This window comes from Vibrio rotiferianus CAIM 577 = LMG 21460, from assembly GCF_002741985.1.
GTDB classification, from domain to species: Bacteria; Pseudomonadota; Gammaproteobacteria; order Enterobacterales; family Vibrionaceae; genus Vibrio; species Vibrio rotiferianus.
This window is the reverse complement of sequence record NZ_APHW01000079.1, coordinates 1-762: the sequence shown is the minus strand read 5'-3', so window position 1 is coordinate 762 and position 762 is coordinate 1. Positions and strand designations below refer to the sequence as shown.

The window sequence follows — 762 nt, the reverse complement described above, 5'->3', positions numbered from 1 at the left end:
AAAGACGTTATTCGCCGTAAGTTTAGTCGAAGCCAACTACTCCGTTTCTTATCTGTACTTGAACCTACCATCATCGCTTTTGAGGCCTGTGGCGGTGCTCACTGGCTTGCGAGAAAGTGTGAAGCCTATGGGCATCGAGTTCGACTTATTCCACCTCAATATGTAAAACCTTACGTCAAAGGTAACAAAAACGACTTTATTGATGCGGCTGCGATAGCAGAAGCAGCAAGTCGACCAAGCATGAGGTTTGTTTCTGCCAAGTAAGAGGAAGCTCAAGTAATCGCAGCTATCCATCGAGTGAGAGATGGTTATATCAAAGAGCGAACGGCTTGTATGAGCCGAATTGGAGCAATACTACTTGAGTTTGGGCTGAGTTTTCCGAAAGGCCATGCCAAGATGAAAACGCTATTTCAGTGGTTGGCCGAGCAAGATATAAAGCTACCACCGAGTCTGGTCGCTGAGTTGCTCTCGATTCATGAGCACTATAAATACCTAAATGAGAAAGTATCTACTCAAGATAGAAAACTGAAAGCGATTACTGAAAATAATGAAAATGCCGAACTGTTGAAGAGTATTCCTGGTATTGGGGATTTAACAGCAACGTTGTGTGTGGCCAATATCAGTTCTCCTTCAAACTTTGGTGGAGGTCGCGAGATGGCGGCATGGCTAGGACTCGTTCCAAGGCAGTATTCAACGGGTGGCAAATCAAAGTTATTAGGCATGAGTAAACGAGGGAACAAACACCTTCGCGCTCTATTTATA

At 44.5% G+C, this 762-nt stretch carries 1 pseudogene; it reads left to right on the top strand.

Annotated elements, in window-relative coordinates:
• Positions 1 to 762, top strand: a pseudogene (locus B853_RS26520) (IS110 family RNA-guided transposase); the annotation flags it as partial.